This is a genomic window from Streptomyces sp. NPDC093544 (assembly GCF_040683495.1).
GTDB lineage: Bacteria > Actinomycetota > Actinomycetes > Streptomycetales > Streptomycetaceae > Streptomyces.
The window spans coordinates 157,878-184,096 of sequence record NZ_JBFBEA010000017.1 but is presented as its reverse complement, the minus strand read 5'-3'; the positions used below and the strand labels follow the sequence as shown (position 1 = coordinate 184,096).

Annotated in this window: 20 protein-coding genes and 1 pseudogene; 12 read left to right on the top strand and 9 right to left on the bottom strand. The window is 69.9% G+C overall.

Annotated elements, in window-relative coordinates; translation table 11 throughout:
- Window positions 1-42 precede the first annotated feature (42 nt).
- Window positions 43-805, bottom strand: a pseudogene (locus AB0N66_RS26145) (cation:proton antiporter).
- A 222-nt stretch (window positions 806-1,027) separates the two neighbouring features.
- Here AB0N66_RS26145 and AB0N66_RS26140 point away from each other — a divergent pair.
- Window positions 1,028-3,691: an ATP-binding protein gene (locus AB0N66_RS26140; protein ID WP_365439450.1), complete on the top strand. Its 2,664-nt coding sequence runs from the start codon at window positions 1,028-1,030 to the stop codon at window positions 3,689-3,691.
- A 79-nt stretch (window positions 3,692-3,770) separates the two neighbouring features.
- On the opposite strand, the gene AB0N66_RS26135 is transcribed toward AB0N66_RS26140, so the two are convergent.
- Complete coding sequence (locus AB0N66_RS26135) at window positions 3,771-4,262, bottom strand: peptidylprolyl isomerase (RefSeq protein WP_365439371.1); 492 nt, start codon at window positions 4,260-4,262, stop codon at window positions 3,771-3,773.
- Between the two features lie 45 nt (window positions 4,263-4,307).
- Window positions 4,308-4,880: a hypothetical protein gene (locus AB0N66_RS26130; RefSeq protein ID WP_365439369.1), complete on the bottom strand. Its 573-nt coding sequence runs from the start codon at window positions 4,878-4,880 to the stop codon at window positions 4,308-4,310.
- Window positions 4,881-5,199: 319 nt separating this feature from the next.
- On the opposite strand from AB0N66_RS26130, the gene AB0N66_RS26125 reads away from it, so the two are divergent.
- From AB0N66_RS26125 to AB0N66_RS26090, 8 genes are all read left to right on the top strand, one after another.
- Window positions 5,200-7,041 (top strand): APC family permease, encoded by a 1,842-nt coding sequence (locus tag AB0N66_RS26125; RefSeq protein ID WP_365439367.1) that lies wholly within the window; start codon window positions 5,200-5,202, stop codon window positions 7,039-7,041.
- Between the two features lie 246 nt (window positions 7,042-7,287).
- The gene (kdpF, locus tag AB0N66_RS26120; protein ID WP_266456782.1) at window positions 7,288-7,377 is read left to right on the top strand and encodes a K(+)-transporting ATPase subunit F; all 90 of its coding nucleotides are present in this window, start codon (window positions 7,288-7,290) and stop codon (window positions 7,375-7,377) included.
- An 8-nt stretch (window positions 7,378-7,385) separates the two neighbouring features.
- Window positions 7,386-9,050, top strand: a complete 1,665-nt coding sequence (kdpA, locus tag AB0N66_RS26115; RefSeq protein ID WP_365439366.1) for a potassium-transporting ATPase subunit KdpA — start codon at window positions 7,386-7,388, stop codon at window positions 9,048-9,050.
- Window positions 9,047-11,188 carry a potassium-transporting ATPase subunit KdpB gene (kdpB, locus tag AB0N66_RS26110; protein WP_365439365.1) on the top strand — a complete coding sequence of 714 codons (2,142 nt, stop codon included), beginning with the start codon at window positions 9,047-9,049 and terminating at the stop codon, window positions 11,186-11,188. The genes kdpA and kdpB overlap by 4 nt, the downstream gene beginning before the upstream one ends.
- 5 nt (window positions 11,189-11,193) lie before the next feature.
- Window positions 11,194-11,907 carry a potassium-transporting ATPase subunit C gene (locus tag AB0N66_RS26105; RefSeq protein ID WP_365439364.1) on the top strand — a complete coding sequence of 238 codons (714 nt, stop codon included), beginning with the start codon at window positions 11,194-11,196 and terminating at the stop codon, window positions 11,905-11,907.
- A 126-nt stretch (window positions 11,908-12,033) separates the two neighbouring features.
- Complete coding sequence (locus AB0N66_RS26100; RefSeq protein WP_365439362.1) at window positions 12,034-12,717, top strand: response regulator; 684 nt, start codon at window positions 12,034-12,036, stop codon at window positions 12,715-12,717.
- 25 nt (window positions 12,718-12,742) lie between these two features.
- Window positions 12,743-15,283, top strand: coding sequence for a sensor histidine kinase KdpD (locus AB0N66_RS26095; protein WP_365439360.1), 2,541 nt, complete (start codon window positions 12,743-12,745; stop codon window positions 15,281-15,283).
- Between the two features lie 87 nt (window positions 15,284-15,370).
- On the top strand, window positions 15,371-15,976 hold the full coding sequence (locus AB0N66_RS26090) for an SMI1/KNR4 family protein (RefSeq protein WP_365439358.1): 606 nt from the start codon (window positions 15,371-15,373) through the stop codon (window positions 15,974-15,976).
- A gap of 3 nt (window positions 15,977-15,979) precedes the next feature.
- Here AB0N66_RS26090 and AB0N66_RS26085 read toward each other — a convergent pair whose 3' ends face one another.
- The 4 genes from AB0N66_RS26085 to AB0N66_RS26070 form a co-directional block, all read right to left on the bottom strand.
- Window positions 15,980-17,062 carry a protein kinase family protein gene (locus AB0N66_RS26085; RefSeq protein WP_365439356.1) on the bottom strand — a complete coding sequence of 361 codons (1,083 nt, stop codon included), beginning with the start codon at window positions 17,060-17,062 and terminating at the stop codon, window positions 15,980-15,982.
- Between the two features lie 51 nt (window positions 17,063-17,113).
- The gene (locus AB0N66_RS26080; RefSeq protein ID WP_365439354.1) at window positions 17,114-18,385 is read right to left on the bottom strand and encodes an acyltransferase; all 1,272 of its coding nucleotides are present in this window, start codon (window positions 18,383-18,385) and stop codon (window positions 17,114-17,116) included.
- 73 nt (window positions 18,386-18,458) lie between these two features.
- Entirely contained in the window at window positions 18,459-20,039 is a 1,581-nt protein-coding gene (locus tag AB0N66_RS26075) for a HAMP domain-containing sensor histidine kinase (protein ID WP_365439352.1), read from the bottom strand.
- A gap of 8 nt (window positions 20,040-20,047) precedes the next feature.
- Entirely contained in the window at window positions 20,048-20,860 is an 813-nt protein-coding gene (locus AB0N66_RS26070) for a response regulator transcription factor (RefSeq protein WP_365439350.1), read from the bottom strand.
- A gap of 269 nt (window positions 20,861-21,129) precedes the next feature.
- Here AB0N66_RS26070 and AB0N66_RS26065 point away from each other — a divergent pair, with 269 nt between their 5' ends.
- Complete coding sequence (locus tag AB0N66_RS26065) at window positions 21,130-21,696, top strand: GNAT family N-acetyltransferase (RefSeq protein ID WP_365439348.1); 567 nt, start codon at window positions 21,130-21,132, stop codon at window positions 21,694-21,696.
- A 14-nt stretch (window positions 21,697-21,710) separates the two neighbouring features.
- Here AB0N66_RS26065 and AB0N66_RS26060 read toward each other — a convergent pair whose 3' ends face one another.
- Window positions 21,711-22,082: an HGxxPAAW family protein gene (locus tag AB0N66_RS26060; RefSeq protein WP_365439346.1), complete on the bottom strand. Its 372-nt coding sequence runs from the start codon at window positions 22,080-22,082 to the stop codon at window positions 21,711-21,713.
- Between the two features lie 97 nt (window positions 22,083-22,179).
- Here AB0N66_RS26060 and AB0N66_RS26055 point away from each other — a divergent pair, with 97 nt between their 5' ends.
- The gene (locus AB0N66_RS26055; RefSeq protein WP_365439344.1) at window positions 22,180-22,677 is read left to right on the top strand and encodes a MarR family transcriptional regulator; all 498 of its coding nucleotides are present in this window, start codon (window positions 22,180-22,182) and stop codon (window positions 22,675-22,677) included.
- Between the two features lie 331 nt (window positions 22,678-23,008).
- The gene (locus AB0N66_RS26050; RefSeq protein WP_365439342.1) at window positions 23,009-24,829 is read left to right on the top strand and encodes an APC family permease; all 1,821 of its coding nucleotides are present in this window, start codon (window positions 23,009-23,011) and stop codon (window positions 24,827-24,829) included.
- A gap of 13 nt (window positions 24,830-24,842) precedes the next feature.
- Here the strand turns inward: AB0N66_RS26050 and lysA are convergent, their stop codons facing one another.
- Window positions 24,843-26,210 (bottom strand): diaminopimelate decarboxylase, encoded by a 1,368-nt coding sequence (gene lysA / locus AB0N66_RS26045; protein ID WP_365439340.1) that lies wholly within the window; start codon window positions 26,208-26,210, stop codon window positions 24,843-24,845.
- Window positions 26,211-26,219: the final 9 nt, after the last annotated feature.

Here is a 26,219-nt window from a genome sequence, read left to right as displayed (position 1 = left end):
GGTATGGGGTCTGAGCGGTAAAACCCGGCCCCCATACGCACCTCATGCGTCCGAAAGCCGCGCCTCCCCCAGGTCCAGCGACCGCTGCAACCGCCTTCGCGTCGTGTCGCCGATCTCGTGTTCGTCCTACAGCCGCTGGAGTTCGGTTCCCTCGACGGTGATGAGGTCGCGGCGGAGCTGGCGGTGGGCGAAGTCGGCGGACTTGGACGGGGTGCTGTCGCCGTTCGCCGCAGAGAGGCGGTCGGTGGCGTCTTCGAGGCGGGCGGTGAGGCCGCGGCGGAGACGGTCGAGGACGACGTCGGGGGACGGCCTCCAGTTCCGAGATCTCGTCCAGGCGGCTCAGGCCGGCGCCCGCCAGGCTGCACCGGGTCGCCGCTTCCTCGCGTTCCGTGTGGTCGGGTTCGAGGGAGATGCCGGAGCGGCGGACGACCGCGGCGAGGGTGAAGCCCTGGACCACTGGGGTGACGACCACGACCGAGGTGGTGAGGACCAGGACCAGGGCCAGGACCAGTGGGCGGTCGGTGGTCGGCGAGGGACTCCGGGATCGGCGCACGCCGACCGGCTTCCACACCGCGCGCAGCTCGCGCCAGGACAGTTCCTCGGCGCTCGCGTACAGGAGCGGCGGCAGCACGACGAGCCCGATGATCTCGGGGCTGATCCTTATCTCGGGGGTACCCGGCAGCAGCGCGACGGATAGGCCCGCGACCACGAGCAGACAGGGGGCGGGGATACGCCAGCGGCGCGCGAACGTCGCCGCCAGGGTGGCGAGTACGACGAGAGCCAGGACCGTTCCTACGCTGCGCATGCCGTCCCCTTGGCCAAGAACGCGAGCCTTGTGGCTCCCGGCCGACCAGACTTCCCGGCACGCCGCTTTCACTCTGCCGGGCCGCTGTTCGTCAAGGCAGTGTCAACTTCCACGTGGGCGGCGCCAGGGAGGCGTCAAGATCGCTACACGGTGAGCCGCCGCGCGCTTGGCTGACAGAGATGAATGACGTACGGCGCACAGCGGACGAAGGACGTACGGCGGATGGGTGGTGACGTACGGCCCGGACGGCTGAAGGTCTACCTCGGGGCCGCCCCGGGCGTCGGCAAGACCTACCGCATGCTCGATGAGGGGCGGCGCAGGGCGGCACGCGGCGCCGATGTGGTGGTGGGGTTCGCGGAGTGCCACGGGCGTCCGCGTACCGAGGCCATGCTCGACGGGCTTGAGGTGCTGTCGCCGGCCCGGTGCGAGTACCGGGGATCCGAGTTCACGGAGATGGACCTATCCGCGGTCCTCGCGCGGCGGCCGCAGCTCGCGATCGTGGACGAGTTCGCGCACAGCAACGTTCCCGGCGGCGGCCGCAACGCCAAGCGCTGGCAGGACATCGAGGAACTGCTCGCCGCCGGGATCGACGTCGTCACGGCGCTCAACATCCAGCACCTGGAGTCCCTCAACGACGTCGTCGAGAAGATCACGCGGGCGCCGCAGCGCGAGACGGTGCCCGACGAGGTCGTACGGCGGGCGCATCAGATCGAGCTGGTCGACATCCCGCCCGAGGGGCTGCGCCGCCGGATGGCGCACGGCAACATCTACGCCCCCGAGAAGGTCGACGCGGCTCTCGCCAACTACTTCCGGCCCGGCAATCTGACCGCGCTGCGCCAGCTCGCCCTGCTGTGGGTGGCCGACCGGGTGGACGAGGCCTTGCAGTCGTACCGCTCCGAGCACGGGATCGGCAGGGTGTGGGAGACGCGGGAGCGTGTTGTGGTCGCGCTGACCGGCGGGCCCGAGGGCGACACCCTGATCCGACGGGCCGCCCGCATCGCCGACCGGTCGGCCGGCGGTGACCTGCTCGCCGTACATGTGAACCGTAGCGACGGGCTCGCCGCCGGTACCTCGCATGCCTCGCTCGCCCGGCAGCGGCGGCTCGTCGAGGGCCTCGGCGGCAGCTACCACTCGGTGGTCGGCGACGACGTGGCCACCGCGCTCGTCGAGTTCGCGCGCGCCGAGAACGCCACCCAGCTCGTCCTCGGCACCAGCCGCCGTGGCCGTCTCGAACGGTTCGTCACCGGGCGCGGCACCGGCGAGACGGTGGTCGAGCTCTCCTCCGACATCGACATCCACATGGTCACGCACGAGCGCGCCGGGCGCGGCACGCTGCTGCCGTCGCGCCGCCGTACGCTGCCGACCGCGCGGCTCGTCGCGGGGCCCGTGGCCGGTCTTGTCCTGCCGGTGCTGCTCACCCTCGTCCTCGCCCAGGTGCGCGGCACGGTCAGTCTCACGAGCGAGGCGCTGCTGTTCCTGCTCACGGTGGTGGGCGTGGCCTGTATAGGCGGTGTCACCTCGGCGGTGATCGCCTCTGTCACGGCGTCGCTGCTGCTCAACTACTGGTTCATCCCGCCCATAGGGCACTTCACCACCCTCAACGATCCGAACGCCATGCTGGCCCTGGTGGTCTTCGCGATCGTCGCCGCCACCGTGGCCGCGGTCGTCGACCGTTCGCTACGGCTGTCCAGGCGCAGCGCCCGCGCCACCGCCGAGGCGGAGACGATGTCGTCCCTCGCCGGCACGATCGTGCGGGGTGGCGCGACGATTCCGGCGCTGCTGGAACGTACGCGGGAGACCTTCGGGATGGACTCGGCGGAACTGGTGGACGAGCCGCCGGAGTCGGAAGGCGGGGCGGGTCCCGTGGCGGGGGTGGGGTCGGGTTCGGGCTCAGGGTCCGGGTCCGGGTCCGGCGTTGGATCGGGTTCGGGCTCCGGCGATGGGTCCGACTCCGGCGCGACGTCCGCGACGTCCGCGGACTCCGACTCCGGCGCGACCTCCGTGCCCATCGGCCCCGGCACCTGGCTCGTCCTGCGCGGACGTACGCTCCCCTCCTCGGAGCGGCGGGTCCTCGCCGCCTTCGCCGCGCATGTCGGTTCCGCCGTCGAGCGGGCCCGGCTCGCGGAGGCCGCCGCCGAGGTCGAACCGGTCAGGGCCGCCGACCGGATGCGTACGGCGCTGCTGCGGGCGGTAGGCCACGACCTGCGCACCCCGCTCGCCGCCGGGTGGGCCGCCGTCGCCTCGCTGCGCAGCCGTGACGTGGAGTTCTCCGCCGAGGACCGGGACGAACTGCTCGCCACCGCCGACGAGTCGATGGCCAAGCTGAACCGGCTGGTGGAGAACCTTCTCGACCTCAGTCGCCTCCAGGCCGGCGTCCTCACCCTCAACCTGCGCGCGACCGCGTTGGAGGAGGTCCTCCCCGCCGCCCTCTCCGACACCCCCGACGCCGTGGAGATACGGGACCTGGGGGAGATCCCGGCCGTACTGGCCGACCCGCCGCTCCTTGAGCGCGTGATCGCCAACCTGGTCGGCAACGCCGCCCGGCACAGCCCGGCAGGACGCAAGGTCCTCCTCACCGCCAGCGCCCACGCGGGCCGCGTCGAGGTAAGGGTGGTCGACCGTGGGCCGGGTCTGCCGCCCATGGACCGCGACCGCCTCTTCGAGCCGTTCCAGCGGCTGGGGGACACCGACAACACGACGGGGCTCGGGCTGGGGCTTGCCCTGTCCCGTGGGCTTACGGAGGCAATGGACGGAACCCTGGTCCCGGAGGACACGCCGGGCGGGGGGCTGACGATGGTGCTGTCGCTGCCGTTCGCGGAGCGGGAGCAGGGGGTGGAGCGGCGGGAGCAGGACGTGGAGCACCAGGAGCAGCGGGCGCTGAAGTGATACCGGAAAGCGGCAGGGGACCGTCCCCCGTGCCGGCGTCGGCACGCGTGACGGTCCCCGGCATGGGTGACAGCAGGTACTAGAGAACGCCGCTGCTCTCGATCACGACGCTGGTGCTCGGCGTGCCGCTGCGGCTGCCGAGCCCCTCGATCTTCTTGACCAGGTCGAGACCCTCGGTGACCTCGCCGAAGACCACGTGCTTGCCGTCCAGCCAGTCCGTCACGATCGTGGTGATGAAGAACTGGGAGCCGTTGGTGTTCGGCCCCGCGTTGGCCATCGACAGCAGGCCCGGCTTGGTGTGCTTGAGCTGGAAGTTCTCGTCGGCGAACTTCTCGCCGTAGATGCTCTTGCCGCCGGTGCCGTCACCCCTGGTGAAGTCACCGCCCTGGAGCATGAACTGGGGGATGATCCGGTGGAACTTGGAACCGGCGTAGCCGTAGCCGTTCTCGCCGGTGGCCAGCGCGCGGAAGTTCTCCGCGGTCTTCGGGACAACGTCGTCGTACAGATCGAAGACGATCCGGCCCGCGGACTCGTTGCCGATGCGGATGTCGAAGTAAACCTTTGTCGTCATGCCATCAGTCTGGCATTTCCCATCTGTGCTGATTACCGACGGCCCCTAGTTCAGCCCCGAGACCTTGAACACGGTCATCGCAGTCTCCCGGTCGATCCGCTCCGACACGCGGCGCAGTGCCGTCGCCCCGCAGGTGAGGGAGCCGTGCTGGGCGGAGACGCGGGCGTCCTCGTCCAGGCGGTGCCACAGCGGGGGGTTGGCGACCAGGACGCGGGGGTCGATCTCGATAGAGGCGCCGGAGGTGTCGCGCAGGACGAGGCGTTGGGCGACGCCGTCCAGGCAGCGGACCGACACCAGCTGGTCGGTGCGGACACGGCGGGCGCGCAGCAGGCCGCGGGAGGTCAGCCAGCCCTCGCCGGCCGCGACGCGGGTGGGGTGGAGGACGAGGAACAGCAGCAGCGCGAGAGCCATCCACAGGGCGGCGCGCGGCGGTGTGAGGGTGCCCGCTCCCCCGTCGATCAGCAGGAGCAGGGCGAGGAGTACCGCGGAGCAGCGGATCGAGCTGCGCAGGTCCTGGGCCCAGAGACGGTCGTGCACCACCTCCGGAGAGGGTGGTGATGCGGCGGGTTCCTCGACCGTGGCGCGCGTGTCGTTGCGGCGTTCCGTACGGCGTTCCATAGGAGCGACGGTAGGGACCCGGGAGGCCGGGGGCAGCACCCCTTGACGGGACTCTGATGGGTTTGACGGGACTCTGATGGGCGGGCGCGTCAAGGGTGCGACAAGGTCCCGGGGTTTCGCGCGAAGAACGCGCCAGCGGCGCGCGTACGCGGCCGGACCGGGCCGAACCTGACTGAGGCCGCGCACTGCCTCCCCGTGTGCGCGGCTCTTTTCATGCAGCGGGTGCACGCAGCAAGTGCACGCAGTGAGTGCGTCCAGCCAGTGCGTCCAGCGAGTACGTGCCGTGAGCCCGTGCCGTGAACGAAGGAGTATCTGCCCCATGTCCGTTCTGACCGCCGAGCCCGGTGCCACCCCCGACGCGGAGGAACCGCCGGATACCGGCGAGCGCCACCGGCTCACCGCCGTCACGGGCCTGGCCGCCCTCTCCCTCGACGCGATGGCCTCGGTGGCGTACGGCCCCGAGGCCATCGTCCTCGTGCTGGCCGCCGCCGGCGCGCACGGCCTCGGGTTCACGCTGCCGGTGACGCTCGCCATCGCCGGGCTGCTCGCGGTGCTTGTCGCCTCCTACCGGCAGGTGATCGCCGCGTTCCCGGACGGCGGCGGCTCCTACGCCGTCGACAAGACGCACTTGGGCGCGCGGACCAGCCTGGTCGCGGCCGCCTCCCTGGTCCTGGACTACGTACTCAATGTGGCCGTCGCCGTCACGGCCGGTGTCGCCGCGCTGACCTCGGCGTTTCCGGAGCTGTACGACGAGCGGCTGTGGCTGTGCCTGGCCGTGCTGGTGCTGGTCACGGGTGTGAACCTGCGCGGGATCGTCGAGTCGGCGAAGGCCTTCATCGTGCCGACCGTGGTCTTCGTCGGCTCGATCCTCGTGCTCATCGTGGTCGGGCTGTTCCGCTCCGCGCCCGTCAGCACCGCGACCGCCGACGGTCATGCCTCCGTGCTCGCGGACAACGCCACCACCGTCGGCGCCCTGCTTCTGCTGAAAGCCTTCGCCTCCGGTTGCAGCGCGCTCACCGGCGTCGAAGCCCTCGCCAACGCCGTCCCCTCCTTCCGCGTCCCGCGCGCCAAGCGGGCCCAGCGCGCGGAGGTCGCCCTCGGCGCCGTACTCGGTGTGATGCTGATCGGCCTGTCCGTGCTGATCTCGCGCTTCCACCTCCAGCCGGTCGAGGGCGTCACCGTCCTCGCCCAGCTCGCGGACGCCTCACTCGGCCACAACTGGGCTTTCTACGTCATCCAGTTCGCGACGATGATCCTGCTGGCGCTGTCCGCGAACACCTCCTTCGGCGGCCTGCCCGTCCTGTTGAAGCTGCTGGCCCGCGACAACTACCTCCCGCACGTCTTCGCCCTGAAGGCCGACCGCCAGGTCCACCGCCACGGCGTGCTCACGCTGGCGCTGATCTCCGCCGCGCTCCTCGTCTTCTCCGGCGGAGACACCAACACCCTCGTGCCGCTCTTCGCCTTCGGCGTCTTCATCGGGTTCACGATCGCCCAGGTCGGCATGGTCCGGCACTGGAACGGGGAGCGGGGGACGGGCTGGCGAGGCAAGGCCGCGCTCAACGGCTTCGGCGGACTGCTCACCGGTGTCGCCGCCGTCGTCGTGACCGCGACCAAGTTCGAGGAGGGCGCCTGGCTGGTCGTGATCGCGGTGCCGCTCCTTGTCGCGGCCTTCGAGACGGTGCACCGGGCGTACGCGCGGATCGGGGAGTGGCTCGGCCTCGGGCTCATCCCCGAGCGGCCCCATCGCGACCGTTCCGTGGTGGTCGTCCCGGTGTCGAACCTGTCCCGGCTCACCTGCGAGGCGCTCAACGCGGCCAGCTCCCTCGGCGACGAGGTGCGTGCCGTCACCGTCTGCCATCCCGACCCCGAGGACCGCGTTCAGGCGGCGGCCCTGGAGGACGCCTGGGAGCGCTGGGACCCCGGGGTCCCACTCGTTCGGCTCGCCTCCGAGGGCCGGGCCCTGGGCCGCCCCATAGCGTCGCATGTGTCCCATATCGCGGCCGGCGAGCCCGCCACCCGCGTCACCGTGCTGATCGCGGAAGTCGAGCCGGACCGGCTGTGGCAGCGGCTGCTGCAGAACCAGCGGGGCGCTGTCGTCGCCCACGCCGTGCGGAAGGAGACGGACGCGGTGATCTGCCGACTGCGGTTCCGCATCACCTGAGGGCCCCCGACACGTCTCCTGAACCCCACCCGAAACACCCCCGTAAGGGATGCGTCAAAGCCGTAGCGCGCCCCGTAAGGGACCCGTCAACGGTGGCTGGATCCGGCCAAAGAGGCGCTTTCCTCTACTAGTCCGTTCAACTCCGAACCTCATCTAGGAGCTCACGATGGCCGACGTGGCCTTCGTCGTCACCACGATCGCGGTGTTCGCGCTGGTGGCCCTCGTCGCCAAGGGGGTGACGAAGCTGTGACCGCCGAGAACATTGTCGGCCTGATCGTGGCCGTCGCCCTGCTGGGCTATCTCATCCTTGCCCTCGTCTTCCCGGAGAGGTTCTGAGCACTGATATGGGACCCGTCCTCGCCGGCGTGCTACAGATGGTCGCGCTCATAGCGGCACTGGCACTCGCCTACCGTCCCCTCGGCGACTACATGGCCAAGGTCTACTCGTCCGACAAGCACCTGCGCGTCGAGAAGTGGATCTACAAGGGCATCGGCGCCAACCCGAACACCGAGATGCGCTGGCCCGCGTACATGCGCAGCGTCCTCGCCTTCTCCCTCGTCGGCGTCCTCTTCCTCTATCTGCTGCAGCGCGTCCAGGGCATCCTGCCCGGCTCGCTCGGCTTCTCCTCCATCGACCCGGACCAGGCGTTCAACACCGCCGCGTCCTTCGTGTCGAACACCAACTGGCAGTCGTACTACGGCGAGCAGGCCATGGGCCATGTCCTGCAGACCGGCGGCCTGGCGGTGCAGAACTTCGTCTCCGCCGCCGTCGGTATCGCCGTCGCCGTGGCGCTCGTACGAGGATTCGCGCGCTCGCGCACCGGTGAGCTCGGCAACTTCTGGGCCGACATGGTGCGTGGCGTCATCCGCATCCTGCTGCCCATCGCGGTGATCGCCGCGATCGTCCTGGTCGCGTGCGGCGCCATCCAGAACTTCTCCGGCATTCACGCCGTCGGCCAGTTCATGGGCGGCTCGCAGCAGTGGAACGGCGGCGCGGTCGCCTCCCAGGAGGCCATCAAGGAGCTGGGCACCAACGGCGGCGGCTACTTCAACGCCAACTCGGCGCACCCCTTCGAGAACCCCTCCCCGTTCTCCAACCTCTTCGAGATCTTCCTGCTCCTGCTGATCCCGTTCGCGCTCACCCGGACCTTCGGCCGGATGGTCGGCTCGCTCCGGCAGGGCTACGCGATCCTCGCCACGATGGTCACCATCTGGATCGGCTTCACGGCCCTCATGTTCTGGACCGAGTTCGCCCACCACGCCCCGGCGTTCCAGGTCGCGGGCGGTGCGCTGGAGGGCAAGGAGACCCGCTTCGGAGTCGGCGGCTCGTCGATCTTCGCGGTGGCGACCACGCTCACCTCGACGGGTGCGGTCAACTCCTTCCACTCCTCGTTCACCGGCCTCGGCGGCGGCATCACCATGCTGGGCATGCAGCTCGGCGAGATCGCACCCGGTGGTACCGGCTCCGGCCTCTACGGCATGCTGATCATGGCGATCATCGCGGTGTTCATCGCCGGTCTGATGGTCGGCCGTACGCCCGAGTACCTGGGCAAGAAGATCGGCACCCGCGAGATCAAGCTCGCCGCCTGCTACATCCTCATCACTCCGGCGCTGGTGCTCGTCTTCGCCGCCGTGGCGATGGCGCTGCCCACCCCGGCCAACTCGATGCTGAACAGCGGCGCGCACGGCTTCTCCGAGATCCTGTACGCCTACACCTCGGCGGCCAACAACAACGGCTCGGCCTTCGCCGGTCTGAGCGCGGACACCCAGTGGTTCAACACCACCCTCGGTCTGGCCATGCTCCTCGGCCGCTTCCTGCCCATGGTGTTCGTGCTGGCCCTGGCCGGATCGCTCGCCGAGCAGAAGCCGGTGCCCGCGACCGCGGGCACGCTGCGCACCGAGAAGCCGCTGTTCACCGGCCTCCTCGTGGGCGCGATCCTGATCATCACGGGTCTGACCTACTTCCCGGCGCTCGCGCTGGGCCCGCTGGCCGAGGGGCTGGCGTCATGAGCACCCGGATAGAGAAACCGCGTAAAGAAGAGGGCTCGATGTCCACCTCCACTCCGACCCGGGCACCGCACAGCGATGTGCCGACCGGCCACAAGACCGACGAAAGCCGCGTCGGCGCGGGTGCGTTCGACCCGAAGCAGCTGCTCAAGTCGCTGCCGGACGCCTGTCGCAAGCTCGACCCGCGGGTGATGGTCAAGTCGCCCGTCATGTTCGTGGTCCTCGTCGGCTCGGTGCTGACGACTGTCTTCTCCTTCAAGGACCCGGGTGACTGGTTCGGCTGGACGATCAGCGCCTGGCTGTGGCTGACCGTCATTTTCGCCAACCTGGCGGAGGCAGTGGCCGAGGGTCGCGGCAAGGCGCAGGCGGACACCCTGCGCAAGGCCAAGACCGACGCGGTGGCCCGGCGCCTCAACGGCTCGGTGGAAGAGCAGGTGCCCGGCACCGAGCTGCGCGTCGGCGACCTGGTGGTCTGCGAGGCGGGTGACATCATCCCCGGCGACGGTGATGTCGTCGAGGGTGTCGCGAGTGTCGACGAGTCGGCCATCACCGGTGAGTCGGCCCCCGTCATCCGCGAGTCCGGCGGCGACCGGTCGGCCGTCACCGGCGGTACGAAGGTGCTCTCCGACCGCATCGTCATCAAGATCACGACGAAGCCGGGCGAGACCTTCATCGACCGCATGATCGCCCTGGTCGAGGGCGCCGCACGGCAGAAGACGCCCAACGAGATCGCGCTGAACATCCTGCTCGCGTCCCTCACCATCGTCTTCCTGCTAGCGGTCGCCACGCTGCCGCCGTTCGCGGACTACGCGGGTACGGACCTCACCATGGTCGTCCTGGTGGCCCTCCTGGTCTGTCTGATCCCGACCACCATCGGCGCGCTGCTCTCCGCGATCGGTATCGCGGGCATGGACCGCCTGGTCCAGCGGAACGTACTGGCGATGTCCGGGCGTGCCGTCGAGGCCGCCGGTGACGTGTCGACCCTGCTGCTCGACAAGACCGGCACCATCACCCTCGGCAACCGCCAGGCCTCCGAGTTCGTGCCGGTGACCGGTACCACCGACGCCGAGGTCGCCGACGCCGCCCAGCTCTCCTCGCTGGCCGACGAGACGCCCGAGGGCCGCTCCATCGTCGTACTGGCGAAGGAGAAGTACGGACTGCGCGAGCGTCACCAGGGTGAGCTGGCCGGTGCCGAATGGATCGCCTTCACCGCCCAGACCCGAATGTCGGGCGTGGACGTCGACGGGCGCAGGATCCGCAAGGGCGCGGCCGGTTCGGTCATCGCCTGGGTGCGCGAGCGGGGCGGCGAGATCTCCGCGGACGCCGACACGCTGGCCAACCGGATCTCCGAGGCGGGCGGCACCCCGCTGCTCGTCGCCGTCGAGGACGACCAGGGCGCCCGTGTCCTGGGCGTCATCCACCTCAAGGACGTAGTCAAGGAGGGCATGCGCGAGCGGTTCGATGAGCTGCGCCGCATGGGCATCAAGACCGTCATGATCACGGGTGACAACCCGCTGACGGCCAAGGCGATCGCCGACGAGGCGGGCGTCGACGACTTCCTCGCGGAGGCGACTCCCGAGGACAAGATGGCGCTCATCAAGCGGGAGCAGGCCGGCGGCAAGCTCGTCGCGATGACCGGTGACGGTACGAACGACGCTCCGGCGCTGGCCCAGGCCGACGTGGGCGTGGCCATGAACACCGGTACCTCGGCCGCCAAGGAGGCCGGGAACATGGTGGACCTGGACTCCAACCCCACCAAGCTCATCGAGATCGTCGAGATCGGCAAGCAACTCCTGATCACCCGGGGCGCGTTGACGACGTTCTCCATCGCCAACGACGTCGCGAAGTACTTCGCGATCATCCCGGCGCTGTTCGCGGCGGTCTACCCGGGCCTGGACAAGCTCAACATCATGCACCTGTCCTCGCCCGACTCCGCGATCCTGTCCGCGGTCATCTTCAACGCGCTGATCATCATCGCGCTGGTCCCGCTCGCCCTGCGGGGCGTGCAGTACCGGCCGGTGAGCGCCGACAGGATGCTCCGCCGCAACCTCGGGATCTACGGACTCGGCGGACTCATCGCGCCCTTCATCGGCATCAAGATCATCGACCTGATCATCTCCCTCATCCCCGGAATCGGCTGATCGCCATGAACAACTCGGTTACGAACACTGCCCGGTTGCTCTGGGCCGGCCTGCGAGCCCTGCTCGTTCTCACGTTGGTGACGGGCGTCATCTACCCGCTCGCCATCACCGGCATCGCCCAGGGCCTGTTCAACGACAAGGCGAACGGCTCGGAGATCAAGTCGAACGGCCAGGTCGTCGGCTCCTCGCTGATCGGCCAGGCCTACAACCTGCCGCTGAAGAAGGGCCAGGAGACCCCGGAGCCCGACCTCAAGTGGTTCCAGGGCCGCCCGCAGAACGGCCTCGGCACCAACAGCGTCAACACCCAGTACAGCCTGATCCTGTCCGGTGCCACCAACCTCGCCGGTGACAGCGGCGCGGTCGGCGGCGTCTGCCCGCCATTGGGCAAGGTGGAGGAGGGCACACTCTGCTACCAGGTCGAGTCGGCCAAGGCGGCGGTCATCAAGGACAACTCGGTGCCCGGCTACACGGTCAAGGCCTCCGACGTACCCGCCGACGCGGTGACGTCCTCCGGCTCAGGACTGGACCCGGCGATCTCTCCCGACTACGCCGACATCCAGGTGCACCGCGTCGCGGAGAAGAACAACCTCCCCGTCGCCGAGGTGCAGAAGCTCGTCGACGAGCACACCGACGGTCGCACGCTCGGCTTCATCGGCGAGCCCACCGTCAACGTCCTCGAACTGAACATCGCGCTCAAGGCACTTGTGGCCAGGAGCTGATGGGCTTAGCCGACGCACAGTGCGGGAGTTGGCGCCCGGGGAACCCTCCGGATCCGCCAACTCCCGTACCACATATGGCACTTATGGCATTCATGCCCCGGCGTACGAAGTGAGAGGCACACACCGATGACCCGCGTGCTGGTGGTGGAGGACGACCCACAGCTCGTACGGGCGCTCGTGATCAACATGCAGGCACGCGGGTACGGGGTCGACGCGGCCCCGGACGGTGCGACCGCGCTCCGGCTCGCCGCCGCGCGCCGGCCCGATGTGGTCGTACTGGACCTGGGACTGCCCGACATGGACGGAACGGACGTCATCAGGGCCCTGCGCGGCTGGACCCGTGTACCGATCCTCGTGCTGTCCGCGCGCCGCGCCTCCGACGAGAAGGTCTCGGCACTGGACGCGGGCGCCGACGACTACATCACCAAACCGTTCAGCATGAACGAACTCCTGGCCCGGCTGCGCGCCGCCGTCCGCCGCACCGACTCCGTGCCGCTCCTCCCCGAGACGGTCCTTGTCACCACGGACGAGTTCACCGTCGACCTGGTCGCCAAGAAGGCCAGCCGCGCGGGCCACGACGTCCGCCTCACCCCGACCGAGTGGCACCTGCTGGAGATCCTGGTCTGCAACCCGGGCCGGCTCATCACACAGCGCCAGCTCCTCCAGGAGGTGTGGGGCGCCTCGCACGGCAACAAGACCAACTACCTGCGGGTCTACATGGCCCAGTTGCGGCGCAAGCTCGAACCGGACCCGTCGCACCCCCGCTATCTGATCACCGAGCCCGGGATGGGCTACCGCTTCGAGGCCTGAGAGGGACGAGGGGACCAGAAGGACCATGGGACGCGGCAGACTTCGGATCTATCTGGGCGCGGCACCGGGCGTCGGCAAGACGTACGCGATGCTCTCCGAGGCGCACCGGCGCGTCGAGCGGGGCACCGACTGTGTGGTCGCGTTCGTCGAGCACCACCGTCGCGCGCGTACCGAGGTGATGCTGCACGGCCTGGAGCAGGTACCGCGCAAGGAGTTGGAGTACCGCGGCACCGTCTTCAGCGAGATGGACGTGGACGCGGTACTCGCGCGGCACCCCCAGGTCGCCCTGGTGGACGAACTCGCCCACACCAACGTCCCCGGCTCCCGCAATGCCAAGCGCTGGCAGGACGTGGAGGAGCTGCTCGCGGCCGGGATCGATGTCGTCTCGACGGTCAACATCCAGCATCTTGAGTCGCTGGGTGATGTGGTGGAGTCGATCACGGGTGTACGGCAGCGGGAGACCGTTCCGGACGAGGTGGTCCGGCGGGCGGATCAGATCGAGCTGGTCGACATGTCGCCGCAGGCGCTGCGGCGGCGGATGGCGCACGGGAACATCTACAAGTCGGACAAGGTCGACGCTGCGCTGTCGAACTACTTCCGCCCAGGAAACCTGACCGCTCTGCGGGAGTTGGCGCTGCTGTGGGTGGCCGACCGGGTCGACGAGTATCTGACCGAGTACCGCACGGATCACCGGGTCTCGAAGATCTGGGGTTCGCGGGAGCGGATCGTGGTGGGGCTGACGGGTGGTCCGGAGGGGCGGACGTTGATCCGGCGTGCGGCGCGGCTGGCGGAGAAGGGTGCGGGCGGTGAGGTGCTGGCCGTCTACATCGCGCGCAGCGACGGGCTGACCTCCGTCTCGCCCAAGGAGCTTGCCGTCCAGCGCACCCTGGTCGAGGACCTCGGCGGCACCTTCCACCACGTCATAGGTGAGGACGTCTCCTCCGCCCTTCTCGATTTCGCACGCGGGGTGAACGCCACGCAGATCGTCCTCGGGGTGTCCCGTCGCAAGGGATGGCAGTACGTCTTCGGGCCGGGCGTCGGTGCCACGGTGGCCCGCGGGTCCGGGCCCGATCTCGACGTCCACCTGATCACCCACGGCGAGGCGGGCAAGGGGCGGGGACTGCCGGTGGCGCGGGGAGCGCGGCTCGGCCGTTCCCGGATCATCTGGGGCTGGATCGTCGGTGTGGTCGGTCCGGTGGTCCTCACCTTGCTCCTGAACACGGTGGATCTGGGCCTAGCCAACGACATGCTGCTGTTCCTGACGGTCACGGTGGCGGCGGCCCTACTGGGCGGCCTGTACCCGGCGCTCGCCTCGGCGGCCTTCGGCTCCCTGCTGCTGAACTACTACTACACGCCGCCCATTCACCGACTGACGATCGCCGACCCCCGGAACATCGTCGCCATCGCGATCTTCTTCGGCGTCGCCGTCTCCGTGGCCTCCGTGGTGGATCTCGCGGCCCGGCGTACCCACCAGGCTGCCCGGCTGCGTGCCGAGTCGGAGATCCTCTCGTTCCTGGCGGGCAGTGTGCTGCGGGGTGAGAACAGCCTGGAGGGGCTGTTGGAGGTGGTGCGGGAGACGTTCGGGATGGAGTCGGTGGCGCTGCTGGAACGGGAGAGCGACGTCGATCCGTGGACGTGCGCGGGGAGTGTGGGCCCGAATCCGTGCGTCCGTCCGGAGAACGCGGACGTGGACATGACGGTGGGCGACCACATGGCGCTCGCGCTCTCCGGGCGGGTGTTGCCTGCCTCCGACCGCCGTGTTCTGGCGGCCTTCGCCGCGCAGGCCGTGGTGGTCCTTGACCGGCAGCGTCTCCAGCACGAGGCCGACCAGGCCAAGGAACTGGCCGAGGGCAACCGCATCCGTACGGCGCTGCTGGCGGCAGTCAGCCACGATCTGCGGACCCCGCTGGCGGGCATCAAGGCGGCGGTCTCGTCCCTGCGTTCGGACGATGTGGCCTGGTCGGAGGAGGATCAGGCGGAACTCCTCGAAGGCATCGAGGACGGCGCCGACCGGCTCGACCACCTGGTGGGCAACCTGCTGGACATGTCCCGCCTCCAGACCGGCACCGTCGCCCCGCTGATCCGCGAGATCGACCTCGACGAGGTGGTCCCGATGGCACTCGGCGGCGTACCCGAGGACAGCGTCGAGCTGGACATCCCCGAAACCCTGCCCATGGTCGTCGTGGACCCCGGGTTGCTGGAGCGGGTGGTCGCCAACCTCGTGGAGAACGCCGTCAAGTACAGCTCCGAGGAAGCGCCTGTGCTGGTCTCCGCGAGCACACTGGCCGCCCGGGTGGAGCTACGGGTCGTGGACCGTGGCCCCGGCGTCCCCGACGAGGCCAAGGACCGTATCTTCGAGCCCTTCCAGCGCTACGGCGACGCTCCGCGCGGCGCCGGCGTGGGCCTCGGCCTCGCGGTCGCCCGTGGTTTCGCCGAGGCCATGGGCGGCACACTGAACGCCGAGGACACCCCCGGCGGCGGCCTCACGATGGTCCTTACCCTGTGCTCCGCGCCGGCCCAACGCCCGCCGACGGTCTCCGAGTTCGCGGCGACGGTCGTCTCCTGAGGGAGGCCGCGGGGGTCCTTCCGGGAGCCGGAGATCTCTATGGTTGAGGGGTACTGGTGTACTGGCGTGCGGTAACGGGGAGGGGCCATGTCCCAGGTGGACGAGGTCATATCGGCATGGGAGCGCATCGTCCGCTGGCTGGAGGACCACGCTCCGGCCAGCGCCCAAGCGCTCCATCCTCCGGCCACGAACGGGGACATCCACAGACTGAACGAGCGTCTGGGCTTCGACATCCCCGATGTCCTGGAGGCGTGGCTTCGCATGAACAACGGCAGCACCGCGAAGGACACCACGCAGCCCATCCCCGGAGGGGGTGTCGCACTGATCAAGCACGTCGATTCCGGGCTCTTCCCGAGTGGGATGGCTTTCCACGGATGCGATGAGATCGCCCGCGAACACGACGACTACCTGCACATCGCCCGCGGCATGGCGGACGAGGACTATTGGAAGCCCGCGTGGCTGCCTGTGATCGCACTGCCCGACGCACCGTACGGATTCATCCTGGACGCCGGGCAGCCCAAAGGGACGGCTCCTGTACTGAGGTTCGCCGAAGCCTCCTACCCGAAACCCCACCTGCCGTCACTGGGCGATCTCCTGCGCCCCATGGCGGACCTGCTGGAGCACGGCGAGGCGCCGCGAACCTTCCCGGAGCACCGGCGATTTACCGTCACGAGCGGAAGGCTCGACTGGTAGTTCTCACTCCCCTGACGCTGATGTGCCGGCCAGGGCCCGTTGGACCTCGGCCGCTGGGAACGGCGTGCGTTTGCTCTGTGTGAGCAGTCGGTGGTGGAAGTCGTCGAGCACGATTGCGTGTGGGGCGTGGCGGTCGAGGATCGCGGCGATGCCGGGCGGAACGCTGTCGGGGCGGTGGCCCTCGATCCATCGGCGCAGGAAGGTTCCGTGTTCGGTGGTGCCACGCACGCCGTCGGGCAGGTGATGGCGAAGCAGGTGGTTCGGTGCGTAACTGCGGTCGTACACGAGATGGTCGGCAAGGAAGGCGCTCTCCTCCGCCGAGAGTTCGAAATCGCGGCTCGACGCGAGCCCGAAGTCCGCGAAGTAAACCTGCCGGCCGTCGGTGAGCAGGTTGTCGAAGTGCGTGTCGAAGTGGACCAGTCCGCGCGTGCTCATGAACTCCGTCCCCCGCAGCAGCGCATCCTCGATCCACGGGTAGGGCGACTCGCCTCCAGGCTCCCGCCGGGCCGCGTCGCGGGTGTCGCCGAGCGCGGCGCCGAGCGTCCGGGGCACATGCTGCAGGAAGAGAACCAGGCTGAAGGAAGACTTTCCGATGGCCTCCAGCCGGCGGCGCACGGCCGGCGACCCGTCCCAGTGCTCGACGGCCCCCTCAACTCCCCCGAGGAAGTCGGCGAAGCCGTCAGGGGGACTGTCAGGCAGTACCCGCCAGTGGTAGAGGAGCGGGAAACCCGCGTACTCGTCTTTCAGCACCCAGCCCGTGGTCATGATGTGCGCGGCCAGCTCACGCCAGGCGCCGAACCCCGCCGACCCCACCCCGTACTGGTAGAAGAGGGGAAGCTCGAACAGGTTGGCGGTCGAGCGCACGTGCTCCGGCTGCAACTCGATGTCCGTAAGCGGAACCCGCTTGACGAAGACGCGTATCCCGTCGACTTCCATCTCCGCCGACCTGCCGCCGATACCGGAGCCGAGACTCTTCGCGGCGGTCACCGCATCCGCCAGCCGGCGATCGCTGAGCAGGGACAGCCGTGCTCCCACGGACGCGTAAGCGGACACTCGCCGGGCATGCCCTGACTCGGTCACATCCATCGGGGGCTCCAGCCTGTCATCAAGACGAACTGATGTTGATCATGCCAGGAGTTACGCAGCCGGAGAAGTAGGAGCAGGAGAGGTAGGAGCAGGAGCGGCTGGGCCGGCGGGAGCGGTGGCAGCAGGGGCTGCCTTCTTGTGGCCGCGGCGTAGGAAGGGGCGTTCGATGGCGTAGTAGGACACCAGGGCCACCAGGATCGTCAGGGCGGCGGTGGCGGGCAGCAGCCAGGTGTCTACGCCGAGAATGCCCAGTATGCGGGCTATGGGGTAGTGCCAGAGGTACATCCCGTAGCTGAGGTTGCGGCCCGTCCAGGCGAGTGGTGGCAGCGACAGGAGTCTGGAAAGTGTTCCGTGAGGCCGGAGTTCGAGTCCTGCGACCAGGATGGCCGACGCCACCGCCACCGCCAGGAAACCGACGGTGTACCAGGCCGGTGTCCACCAGCCCGCGCTGCCGGTGATCGGCACCTGCCAGGCGGTCAGTGCCAGCGCCGCAAGGGCGGGCCAGGTCAGCCGTCCCGCCCAGACGCGCAACCGCTCCAGCCTCGGGTCGCCCGCGCGCAGCCGGGCAAGCACCACGGCCACCAGGGCTCCGGCGAGCAGCTGGTCGGCACGGGTGTCGGTGCTGTTGTAGATGCGGTGCGCCGCGTCCGGGGCCCACAGGGAGAGGCGCCACACCACCGGCAGGGCGCAGAGCACTGCCGTGGCGATCAGCACGGTGCGGGCCCGCACCCGCCGCAGCAGCAGGACCATCACGGGCGGCCAGACCAGGTAGAACTGCTCCTCCACCCCCAGCGACCAGGTGTGCGCCAGCGGCCCCGTGATGTCGGAGTAAACACCGGGCTGCACGGCCCGCACGATGTTCATCACGAAGGTCGCCGCCAGTCCGACGGCCAGCAGATGGCCGTCGAAACTCCGCAACGACGTGGTGAGTGCCAGCACGGCGCACACCGCGCACAGTGCGAACAGCGCCGGCACCAGCCGCCGCCAGCGCCGCCGGTAGAACGAGGACATGCCGACCGTCCCGGTACGGGCGTACTCGGCGAGCAGCAAGCGGGTGATCACGAAGCCGCTGATGGTGAAGAAGACGTCGACCCCTACCGAGCCGCCCGGCAGTATCTCGGGTCTCACGTGATAGACGAGCACCATTGCCACGGCCACGGTGCGCAGCCCGTCAAGACCGTTCACCCGCCCGGTGCGCCGCACCGCGGAGGGGAAGCCCCGGCCCGCCGTGGTCCCGCCGCCGGATCCGCCGGCGGGCCCAGGAATCGCCTCCAGGCCGCCGGTCTTCACCGTCGCGCTCTGTGTACTCGTCGCACTCGTCATGAAAAGGATCGCTCTTCACCTGCCGCCGGTCTCGGAATAGCTGCGTCTGCCCTGCAATCACGTCGGAAAACCCTCAAACACGCCCTGACCCCGGTAGCACCAGCCGGAACGTGCAGCCCTCCCCGGGTGCGGTGTCCAGCTCCAGACGGCCGCCGTGCCCCTGCGCGATGGCCGCGGCGATGGCGAGCCCGAGGCCGCTTCCGCCCTGGTCGTGGGCGCGCGAGCGGGACCGGGAGCGGTCCACGCGGTAGAAGCGTTCGAAGACGCGCTGGGCCTCTTCGGGGGCCAGGCCAGGGCCGGCGTCGGCGATTTCCAGGACGCCGACAGCGGTGCCGTGGGCGAGGGCCGGGGAGGCGCTGGTGCGTCCCGGCCGGTCCGCGCCGCCGGTGTCCGGGGAGACCAGGGCGGTGCCGACGCGGACGTGGATGGGGGTGCCCGGGGGAGTGTGGGTGCGCGCGTTGGACAGCAGGTTCTCGACGACCTGCCGCAGCCGGTGCGGGTCGCCGAGGGCCTCCACGAGTTCCAGTTCCTCGCCGTCCTCGTGTTCCTCGCTGTCCTCGTGTTCCTCGGCGTCCTCGTCCCGCTCGGCGCCTTCGGCTTCCTTCGCTTCCTTCAAGGTCCGCAGCGGTTCCAGGTCGATGCGGCGGCCGGAGTCGCCCAGCGCGGCCGCGCTCACCGCGTCGGCGGCCAGGGACAGCAGGTCGACGGGTTCACAGCCGTACGACGGCTCATGGTCGAGTTTGGCGAGGAGCTGGAGGTCGTCGACGAGGAGGCCCATGCGTTCGGCGTTCTGGGCGATGAGCCGGTTCGCCTCGCGGCGGCCCGCGGCGGACTGCTGTTCGTGGCGGAGCGCGAGTTCGGCGAAGCCCTGGATCGCGGTGAGCGGCGTACGCAGTTCGTGGCCGGCGTCGGCGACGAAGCGGCGCAGCCGGGCCTCGGAGGTCTCGCGCTCGCGCAGGGCGCCCTGGAGGCGTTCGAGCATGGTGTTGAGGACCCGGCCGAGCCGCCCGGTCTCGGTGCGTGCCCCGGTGTCCGGCAGCCGCAGGTCGAGGTCGCCGTCGGTGATGCCCTGGGCGGTGCGTTCCATGCGGGTGAGGGGGAGCAGTCCGAGGCGTACGACCCAGCGGCCGAAGAGCACGACGCCGGTGACGGTGAGGGCGAGCACCGTGCCGTCCAGGTAGAGGATCTTGGAGGTGGCGCCGTCGATGGTGGCGAGGGGCAGCGCGACGACCGCCTTCATGTCGTCCGGGCCGTCGCGCAGGACGATCCGCCAGCGGGCGTCGCCCGAGGTGGCGGCCACCGTGGCGGGATGGCCCACGGTCAGGCCGAGGCCGTCGACGGTGGACGCCACCTCGGGCCTGGTGGCCTGGTCGGCGTCGCCGAGCGAGGCGCTCAGGAGGCTGCCGTCGGAGCCGTAGAAGTAGACCCGGAAGTCGGAGGGCAGCGCCCCGGGGGTGGTGAACCTGCTCGGGAACCCCTCATCGCTCACCACGTCCTGGTACGCCTTCCTGGGCGTGCTGAAGTGGGCGAGCTGGTCGTCGAGTCCGTCCATCAGCCAGGAACGCAGCACGACGAAACCGGCGACCTCGGCGGCCAGTACCGCGGTGGTGGCGACGACGGCGAGACCGAGGACGAGCCGGCCCCGCAGTGACACGGGCCGTTTCACCGGTCGGCGGCCTCGGCGGCCTCCACGCGCTCGGTGGTCTGCGGTGCCTGGTCGCGTTCGGTGGCCTGTGGTGCCTGGTCGCGCGGCAGCCGCAGCGAGTAGCCGATCCCGCGCACCGTGTGGATCAGCGGCGGCTCGACGCAGTCGATCTTCTTACGCAGGTACTTCACGTACGTCTCGACGATGCGCACGTCACCGGCGAAGTCGTACCCCCATACGCGCTGCACGATCTGCGCCCTGGTCAGCACCCGGTTGGCGTTCTCCATCAGGTAGGCGAGCAGATGAAACTCGGTGGGCGACAGCGGCACGTACCGCTCAGCGCGGTACACCTCGTACGCCCGCTCGTCGAGCCGCAGGTCGGCGAAGAGCAGGATGCTCTCGTCGTCCTCGTCCGCTTTGTCGGAGGGCGCTTCCTCGGCGCCGGTGCGGCGCAGGATCGCCTGGATCCGCAGCAGCACTTCTTCGAGGCTGAAGGGCTTGGTGACGTAGTCGTCGCCGCCGGCCCGCAGCCCGTCGATACGGTCGGACAGGTCGGTGCGCGCGGTCAGGAAGAGCACGGGGGTCTTCTTGCCGCCCGCCCGCATCGCGCGGGTCACCTCGAAGCCGTCCAGGTCGGGCAGCATCACGTCGAGCAGCACCAGGTCGGGGCCGAACCTCTCGATCTCCAGCAGTGCGGCACCGCCGGACTCCACGCTGCTCACCGCGTAGCCGCTGAGCCGAAGCGTGGACTCCAGCAGGGCGCGGATGCTCGGCTCGTCCTCGACGACGAGGAGCCTGTGGGGGGCGTGGGGCTCGGGGTGCTCGGCCATGGCGTCGACTCTCCCCCCTCTTCATGGGCGTGGGCTTGGGGAAAGCTGGGGGTTGGCTGAGAGCCGCCCATGATGAAAGGCCCCGGACTCCTCCACTGAGGGAGTCCGAGGCCACCTCGTGTCTGACTGAGACCCCGCTCGGAACGAGACGTGGCTCCACGTGGTGCCTCGTACGTTAGGCGTGCCGTGTGGGAGACCCCGGGATGTCTGCTGAGAGGTTCACGTAAAACGCTTCGCCCACCGGCGGCGTCGCGTGAAGACTGAACGGTATGACCACTACCGATCCGACTACCGATCCGACTGCCGATCCGACTACTGATCCGACTGCCGATCTGTCGGCTTTGAAGGAACCGCCCGGCCTCGTCCCGCCGACCGCGACCGTGCGGGACTCGTATCTGGCCGGTGAACGCGCCGACTGCGTGGCCGAAGGACGCAGCACGGAGTGGCTCGGCCCGGCAGGCGACGACTTCGAGGACTTCGTCGCGCAGCGCGTCGGCGTGCGGGACCGTTGGGGGGTTCCCTCCACCCTCTTCTGGTACGTCTCCGGGGAGCACTACCTCGGCTCGCTCGTCGTCCGGCACAGTCTGACCCCCGAACTGGCGGAGGTCGGCGGCCATGTCGGCTACCACGTCGTCAGACCCTGGCGCCGACAGGGCCACGCCACGCGGATGCTCGCCGCGGGGCTTGCCGAGTGCCGGGGCCTGGGCCTCAGTCGCGTCCTGCTGACCTGCGGCGCCGACAACGCTCCGTCACGCCGGGTCATCCGGGTCAACGGGGGTGTCCCCGACGGTCAGGTAGAGGGCGAGGACCGCTTCTGGATCACCCTCGGTACCTGAGCTCGACGTACGCGTCAGACTGTCTGCTTCACAGGCGCCGCCTCGGCTCGGGCCGGGACGGCCGCCGCGCTGCCCGCCGCGCTGCCCGCCCCGCGCCCGGCCAGCCGGCAGCCGAGGCAGCCGGGGTGGCCCCGCCGGGCGGCGGTATCGCGGGTGCGCCAACCGTGGCCGAACGGACGTGGTCCGCCGGCCTTCCCCCACCCCGCCAGGTGCAGCAGCCAGGTGGTGAGCGCGGCGAGAACGACGACGGCTCCGCCCGACCACAGTCCGACCGGAGATCCGGCGGCCAACGCCACGCCCAGGATGGTGGTTCCCACGGTGGCCATGGCGGTGCCGGTCCAGCCGGCGACGGTGTGGCCCATGTCATGGTCGCCATGTGCACTCATACCGGCCCCCCGGGGGTGCGATGGTTCATCGGTCGATGTGTACCGCTCGGCAAAGTGTCTTACGAGCTAAGTAACTTAGATGCTAAGGGGATTTTCGGTGGAAGGCAAGGCGCGCCCCGAGGCGACGGCTGATCAGGCGCTGTACGCGATGGACCGGATGATCGCGCTCGCCCATTTCGGGCAGCAGGACATCGCGGGCCGACTCGGGCTCAACCCCACCGACCTCACCTGCCTCGGTTTTGTCATCGAGGCCGCCCTCGCCGGTGAGCCGCTCGCCGCGGGTGACCTCGCCGAGCGGGCTCGCCTCACCACCGGGGCGGTGACCGGCGTGCTCAACCGGCTGGAGAAGGCCGGTTACGCCCATCGGCAGGCTGACCCCGGGGACCGTCGCCGGGTGCGAGTGGTGATGGAGGAGTCCGCCCAGGCGCGCGTCCTTGAGGTCTACGGGCCGTTCTACGAGCGCGTCTGCGCGCTGTTCGCCGACTACACCCCGGACGAGACCGCCGTGTTGGCGGACTGGTTCGCCCGCGCGACGGCCGCGATGCAGGACTCGCTGGAGGAGATCCGCCACGGCGGTGCGGCAGCCGAGGCGTGACCACGCAGGCGCGGGTCAAGCTGAGGCCTGACCATGCAGGTGTGCCGGTCAGGCTGAGGTGTGACCGTGTAGGTGCCGGTCAGGCTGAGGTGTGACCGTGTAGGTGCCGGTCAGGCTGAGGTGTGACCGTGTAGGTGCCGGTCAGGCCGAGGTGTAACCGCTTAGGCGCCGGTCAAGCCGAGGTCTGACCACGCAGGCGCCGGTGAGCCCTCGTCCGCATCGCCAGTCTTTGCCCAAGCCCACCCCGCCTTGGCGCGTCCTTGCCCCCTCTCGGCACCGCACGCCGGTCACACTGACCTCGCCCCCGCCCCCTGCCCCCGCGAGGTCCCCCATGGCATACGGTCTGGCCCGCCGCCAACTGAAGCCGAAAGTTCCGTTGCGTCACGGAGAGGGCGACAAACACCATCTGACCAGCCTCGAAGGGCTCGCCGCGCTGTCGCTGGACGCGTTGAGCTCGGTGGCGTACGGCCCCGAGGCGATCGTGCTGGTGCTGATCGTCGCCGGCACCGGGGCGCTGACCGCGACGCTCCCCGTGACGCTGGTCATCGCCGCGCTGCTTGCGGTGCTCGTGGTGTCGTACGGGCAGGTGATCGCCGTACATCCGGACGGCGGTGGCGCCTACGCCGTGGCCAAGAAGGATCTCGGGCCCCGGATCAGCCTGCTCGCGGCGGCCAGTCTCGTCGTGGACTACGTGCTGACCGTGGCGGTCAGTCTGGCGGCGGGCGCGGCCAGTCTCGCGTCCGCGTTCCCCTCCCTCAACTCGTATCTGCTGGAGATCTGCCTCCTCGGACTGGCCCTTCTCACCGTCGTGAACCTGCGGGGCGTCGCCGAGAGCGCGCGGGTGCTGATGCTGCCCACCCTGCTGTTCATCGTCAGCATCTTCGGCATCATCGTCGTCGGGCTGCTGCGCGACCACCCGGCCGCGGTCGTCGGGACCGCCCAACCCGTCGACGCCACCGAGGCGTTGGGAGTGGTACTGCTCCTGAAGGCGTTCTCCTCCGGATGTTCCGCGCTGACCGGCGTGGAGGCCATCGCCAACGGAGTCCCCGCGTTCCGGGAGCCGCGCGTCAAACGTGCCCAGCGCACCGAGCTGATGCTCGGCGGACTGCTCGGGCTGATGCTGATCGGTCTTGCCGTGCTGATCCAGCGCGACGATGTGGTCCCGCGCGGCGGCGTGACCGTGCTCGCGCAGCTGACGGCGGGCTCGTACGGCACGGGATGGGCGTACTACGCGACCAATCTCATCGTCACGACGGTCCTCCTCTTCGCCGCCAACACCAGCTTCGGCGGCCTGCCCGTGCTGATGAGCCTGCTCGCCAAGGACCACCGGCTGGCGCACCTGTTCGCGCTGCGCACCGAACGCCCGGTGTACCGCTGGGGAGTTGTGGCCCTCGCCCTGCTCGCCGCGCTGCTGCTGGCCGCCGTGAACGCCAACACCCACCGCCTGCTCCCGCTGTTCGCGATCGGTGTCTTCGTCGGGTTCACCATCAGCCAGACCGGGCTCGTACGGCACTGGTCGAAGGAGCGGCCGCACGGGTGGCTGCGGCGCGCGGTGCTCAACGGGTTCGGCGCGGTGCTGACGAGTGTGGCGTGTGTGGTGCTGCTGGCCAGCAAGTTCGTCGAGGGTGCCTGGGTCGTCGTCGTCGCGATTCCGCTGCTGATGCTGCTCTTCGCCCGGATCCAGCGGTACTACACCGAAGTCGGCCGGGAGTTGGGGCTCGGCGAGATCCCGCCACCGGTGCGCGTCATCGCCGACTCCCTCGTCATCGTGCCGGTCGGCGAGGTCAGCAAACTCGCGCAGTACGCGCTGACGGCCGCCCGCGCCCTCGGCTCGGCGGAGGTCGTCGCTGTCGCCGTACACGGAAACCAGGAAAGGTCCCAGGCCCTGAAGGAGAGTTGGGACCGCTGGGATCCTGGCGTACGGCTCGACATCGTCGACAGTCCCAAGCGCTCCCTGGTGGAACCCATCGTCGACTACGTCCAGCGGGCGGCGGAGGACGGACGGCAGATCGTCGTCCTCATCCCCGAGGTGGAGCCCCGCCACCGCCGCTACCAGATTCTCCAGAACCAGCGCGGACTGCTGCTGGCCGCCGCGCTGAGGGCTCGTACCGATGTCGTCGTGTGCGTGGTGCCGTACCGGCTGAGCATCTGATCGACCGGGGTGGCTACAGCCCGACGTCCCGGCGGCTCATGTCGTCCAGCGACTCGCGGCGTACGAGGACGCGCGCGATGCCGTCGGACGCCGCGACGACCGGGGGCCGGCCGACGAGGTTGTAACCGGAGGCCATGGACAGGTGATAGGCCCCGGCCGCCGGGACGGCGAGCAGGTCGCCGGGGTGTACGTCGCCCGGGAGCGCCACCTCGTCCGCGAGGATGTCGCCCGCCTCGCAGTGCCGGCCCACGACAGTCACGAGGCGCGGCGCCGCGGCGGACGCACGGCCGATGAGCCGGGGCGCGTACCGGACGCCGTACAGCGCCGGCCTCGGGTTGTCGCTCATGCCGCCGTCGACGGCGACGAAGATGTGCTCCCCGGTGCGCTTGACCGACAGGACCCGGTAGACGGCGACCCCCGCGGGGCCGACGATCGCCCGGCCGGGCTCCAAGGTGAGCCGGGGGACGGGCAGTTGGGCGCGGGCGCAGCCGTCCGCCAGCTCGGCGCGGACGCGGCCGGCCAGCACACCCACGTCGAGACTGTCCTCGCCGGGCCGGTAGGCGATGGCGTGTCCGCCGCCGATGTTCAGCTGCGGCAGCGTGACGCCGTGCTGGTCGCGGATCCGGGCCAGCAGCCCGACCATGCGGCGCACAGCGGCGACGTACGGCTTCACGGTGGCGATCTGCGAGCCGATGTGGCAGTGCAGGCCGACGAGTTCGAGGTGCGGCTGGTCGAGTATCCGGGCGACGGCGTGCTGCGCGGAGCCGTCCGTGATCGACAGGCCGAACTTCTGGTCCTCGGTGCCGGTACGGATCTTGGTGTGGCCGCCGGCCGCGATGCCGGGCACCACCCGCACCATGACCTTCTGCCGGGTGCCCTCGGGCGTGATCGCGGCCAGCCGGGCGATCTCCGAGGTGCTGTCCACGACGATGCGTCCGACACCGAGACGCAGCGCGGTGCGCAGGTCCTCGGGGCTCTTGGCGTTGCCGTGCATCACGATCTTCTCCGGCGGGAACCCGGTGGTGACGGCGAGCGCCAGCTCACCGGCCGAGCACACGTCCAGGCCGAGGCCCTCCTCCTGCACCCAGTGCGCCATCGCACGGCACAGGAACGCCTTGGCCGCGTACACGATGTCGGCGTCGGGGAACGCCGTGCGGTAGATACGGCAGCGCTCCCGGACCTCCTGCTCGTCCAGCACGTACACGGGGGTGCCGAAGCGGTCGGCCGCCTCGGTGAGGGAGACGCCGCCGACGGAGACGTCTGCGTCGGGCTCGGGGCGGGCGGAGCGGGGCCAGACCGACAGGGCGGCTGCTCCGCCCGCGGGTTCGCCCTCGTCCGGAGGCGGAGAGGCAGGAAGGAGAGAGGTAACAGAGATGGACATGACGCCTCC